Here is a 3,900-nt window from a genome sequence, read left to right as displayed (position 1 = left end):
GGCCTGCCACATAGGCAGCGATCGCATCGGCCTGATTGTCGATGCGATGGTATTGACCGCTTGCCTCATCAAAAAAGTCCAACCACTGCTTTGAGATGTCGCAGCCGACATAGTTTTGCATTATCATGTCCACGCCTCTTCCTGTGGTGCGGGGTCTGCTTGGAACAGCCCCGTGCAACTGTTCAGGTTGATGGTTCACCGGTGGGAAGGGACCGAGCCATGCCACGGCCTGTCCTCAAAAAGGACGACCAGGATCCTGTCGGTCTCCTTCCCACCCCAAACATAGCATGGGAACAACACACAGGATCCCAGGGTCTGAGCGACGCTTTGAGTCGCTTCGCCCTAGGATGAACGAAGTGATGAGGGGTGTTCGCCCCTTACTTCCCAGCCGTGCTCACCGGCTCCAGCGTCTTCGGCGTCGTCAGCCGGCCATGTCCCGACACGGCATTGCCGGCATCCGGCGCCAGCCGCATGAATGACACGGACGCCGCCGCTGACACTGCCGCCACGATGAAGAAGGCAATGTGGAAATCGCCGAGCATCAGCAGGCCGCCATGGATCGAGGTCGAGACTTCCAGGATGCCGCCGGCCAGCGCCACGCCGAGCGCGATCGACAGTTGCTGGAACACCGCCGTGATCGGCGTTGCCTTGCTGGTGTCTTCAGCCGTCACCTCGGCATAGGAGAGCGCGTTGACGCCGGTGAAGAACATCGAGCGGATGAAGCCGCCGACCAGCAATATCGCCAGCATCAGCGCGTAAGGCGTCTCCGGCGTGAACAGGCCGTATATGGCGATCGATGCCGCGGCGATCAGCGAGCCCCAGATCAGCACCCGGCGGAACCCCGCAAGCCGGAAGATCAGCGCGGTAACGAATTTCATGCCGATGGCGCCGATAGCCGAGACGAAGGTGATCATGCCCGACTGGAACGGCGTCAGCCCGAAGCCGATCTGGAACATGAGGGGCAACAGGAACGGCACCGCCCCGATGCCGATGCGAAACAGCGAGCCGCCGAGCACCGAGGAGCGGAACACCGGGTTGCGGAACAGTTCCAGCGCCAGCAGCGGGTTCTTGGCGCGCCGCGCATGCAGGAGATAGAGCACGCCGGAAATCAGCCCGACCGCCACGGTGATGAGGCCGGTCGCCGGCGGCAGATAGGGCAGGCTGACCACCGACAGGCCGAAGATGACGCCGGAGGCCGCCAGCCCGCTCAGTACGAAACCGACGAAATCGAGCGGCGGCGTCTCCATCGAGTCGGTTTGCGGCAGGAAGCGCGTCGCCAGCCAGATGCCGATCAGGCCGATCGGCACGTTGATCAGAAAGATCCAATGCCAGGTGAAATAGGTGGTGATGAAGCCGCCGATCGGTGGTCCCACAAGCGGGCCGACCAGCGCCGGCACCGTCAGCCACGACATGGCCGCGACCAGCTCGCTCTTCGGCGTCGCGCGCACCAGGACCAGCCGGCCGACCGGCGTCATCATGGCGCCGCCTATGCCTTGCAGGAAGCGCGAGACGACAAAGGCCGGCAGTGAATTGGAGATGGCGCAGCAGACCGAGCCGACGATGAAGACGCCGATCGCGGCGCGAAAAATGGTCTTGGCGCCGAACCGGTCGGCCATCCAGCCGCTGATCGGAATGAAGATCGCCAGCGCCACCAGATAGGCGGTCAGCGCCAGCTTGAGCGCGATCGGGCTGGTGTGGATGTCGACGGCAATCGCCGGCAGCGATGTCGCGATGACGGTCGAATCCATGTTTTCCATGAACAAGGCGACCGCCAGAATGAGCGGAATGATGCGGTTCAACGAACGCGTCCGAACTGGTCTAAATGTGCCTGCCGGCCAATCCAAACAATGAAAAGGCGGGCAAGCCGATACAAACGGGCGGTTATCACGCCTCAGGCGCGATGTCGCATTAATTTGCTGTCACTTTTGTGCGACCGTGGGCGGACAAGAGGCGTCGCTGCGTTTCGCCACATTGAATGAACTTGCGAAAATTGACCGGGTTCACTATGCTGTAGTGAATATAACTACTATAAGGACAATGCCATGGAAGAAGCCGTTTCCGCAGCCGACGCCAACCGCAAATTCTCGCTCCTCCTGCGCGGTGTCCGCGAAGGACAGAGCTATGTCGTGACCAGCCATGGGCGTCCCGTGGCGCGGATCGTGCCTGCAGGGCAGCCCGACCCTGCGGCGTCTCGTTCGCGCACAGCGCTGCTGTCGCGCCTCGAACGCCAGCCTGTTGTAGAAGCCGGGCGCTGGAGCCGCGACGAGCTTTACGAGGACGAGCGGTGAAGGTCGCGCTCGATACCAACATCCTTGTTTATGCCGAGGGGATCAACGGAGCCGAGAAGCGCGACATCGTTTTCGGCCTGCTGCACGACATTGCGCAAGAGGCAGCCGTCATTCCAGTCCAAGTGCTCGGCGAATTGTTCACCGTTCTCACACGCAAGGCCGGACGATCACGTGCACAAGCGCGCGACGCCCTGTTGAGCTGGCGCGACGCGTTTCCGGTTGTCGGCACGACGCCGGAGGTGATGACGGTCGCGGCTGATCTTGCGACCGATCACCATTTCGGCATCTGGGATGCGACCATCCTGTCTGTTGCCTCGCAAACCGGTTGCCGGCTGCTGCTGTCGGAAGATCTGCAGGACGGCTTCACCTGGGGCGGCGTAACGGTCGTCAATCCTTTCGCGTCACCGCGCCATGTCTTGCTCGATGCCCTGTTGGGCAAGTCCGCCGAATAGGCCACGACCGGCTTTTCAACCACGCCGCGACGTGTTACCAGCCAGCGCCAATCCTGAAAGGGAAGAAACGAGTCGGCGCTGTCCATTTCGGTCCAGCGCTTTTTTGTATTCTCCCGGCGCTTTTCGTATCCGAGGACTGGCCATGGCAAAAATCATCGAAACGTCCACCGGCGCGCTGGCGCTGACCTTTGACGACGTGCTGTTGCAGCCCGGTCATTCCGAGGTCATGCCCGGTGAGACCGACATCCGCACCCGCATCGCCACCGACATCGACCTCAACGTGCCGATCCTGTCGGCCGCCATGGACACCGTCACCGAGGCGAGGCTTGCCATCGCCATGGCGCAGGCCGGCGGCATCGGCGTCATCCACCGCAATTTCTCGCCGGCCGAACAGGCCGAGCAGGTGCGTCAGGTCAAGAAGTTCGAATCGGGCATGGTCATCAATCCGGTCACCATCGGCCCCGACGCCACCCTGGCCGACGCGCTGGCGCTGATGCGCACCTATTCCATCTCGGGCATTCCGGTGGTCGAGAATGGCGGCACCGGCGGCCAGAAGATCGGCCGCCTCGTCGGCATCCTGACCAACCGCGACGTGCGCTTCGCCTCCGATCCGGGGCAGAAAGTCTACGAATTGATGACCCGTGAGAACCTGATCACGGTCAAGGAGAATGTCGACCAGGACGAGGCCAAGCGGCTGCTGCATCAGCACCGCATCGAAAAGCTCGTCGTCGTGGACAAGTCCGGCAATTGCGTCGGCCTGATCACCGTCAAGGACATCGAGAAGTCGCAGCTCAACCCGCACGCCACCAAGGATGCGCAGGGGCGCCTGCGGGCGGCGGCAGCCACCAGCGTCGGCGATGACGGCTTCGAGCGCGCCGAGCGGTTGATCGATGCCGGTGTCGACCTCCTGGTCATCGACACCGCGCATGGCCATTCGCAGCGCGTGCTCGATGCGGTGACGCGGGCCAAGAAGCTTTCCAATTCCGTCCGCATCCTGGCCGGCAACGTCGCCACCGCCGAAGGCACGCAGGCGCTGATCGACGCCGGGGGGGGGGGGGGGGGGGGGGGGGCAGGGGGCGGGGCGCGCGGGGGCCACCGCGCCCGCCCCGCCCCGGGGGGGGGGGCCCCGCGGGGGGGGGGATAGGGGGGGGGGGGGGCGG

3 protein-coding genes and 1 pseudogene are annotated in these 3,900 nt (G+C 63.7%); 3 read left to right on the top strand and 1 reads right to left on the bottom strand.

Annotated elements, in window-relative coordinates:
• Positions 1-377 precede the first annotated feature (377 nt).
• Entirely contained in the window at positions 378-1,799 is a 1,422-nt protein-coding gene (locus tag NKH38_RS33060) for an MFS transporter (protein WP_352765717.1), read from the bottom strand.
• Between the two features lie 243 nt (positions 1,800-2,042).
• Between NKH38_RS33060 and NKH38_RS33055 the strand changes: the two genes are divergently transcribed.
• The 3 genes and pseudogenes from NKH38_RS33055 to guaB form a co-directional block, all read left to right on the top strand.
• Positions 2,043-2,288 carry a type II toxin-antitoxin system Phd/YefM family antitoxin gene (locus NKH38_RS33055; RefSeq protein WP_023673036.1) on the top strand — a complete coding sequence of 82 codons (246 nt, stop codon included), beginning with the start codon at positions 2,043-2,045 and terminating at the stop codon, positions 2,286-2,288.
• Positions 2,285-2,740 carry a PIN domain-containing protein gene (locus NKH38_RS33050; RefSeq protein WP_023673035.1) on the top strand — a complete coding sequence of 152 codons (456 nt, stop codon included), beginning with the start codon at positions 2,285-2,287 and terminating at the stop codon, positions 2,738-2,740. Before NKH38_RS33055 ends, NKH38_RS33050 begins: the two co-directional genes overlap by 4 nt.
• A 142-nt stretch (positions 2,741-2,882) precedes the next feature.
• A pseudogene (gene guaB / locus NKH38_RS33045) lies at positions 2,883-3,824 on the top strand (IMP dehydrogenase); the annotation flags it as partial.
• Positions 3,825-3,900 lie beyond the last annotated feature (76 nt).

Origin of the sequence: Mesorhizobium sp. M1078, assembly GCF_040318615.1 — a bacterium.
Lineage (GTDB): Bacteria > Pseudomonadota > Alphaproteobacteria > Rhizobiales > Rhizobiaceae > Mesorhizobium.
Note: the sequence above shows the minus strand (reverse complement) of the source record. Positions and strands in the feature narration are given on the sequence as shown.

Excerpts from the sequence above, each read along its gene's own strand:
- NKH38_RS33055 (WP_023673036.1), top strand. The coding sequence starts at position 2,043 with ATGGAAGAAGCCGTTTCCGCAGCCGACGCCAACCGCAAATTCTCGCTC.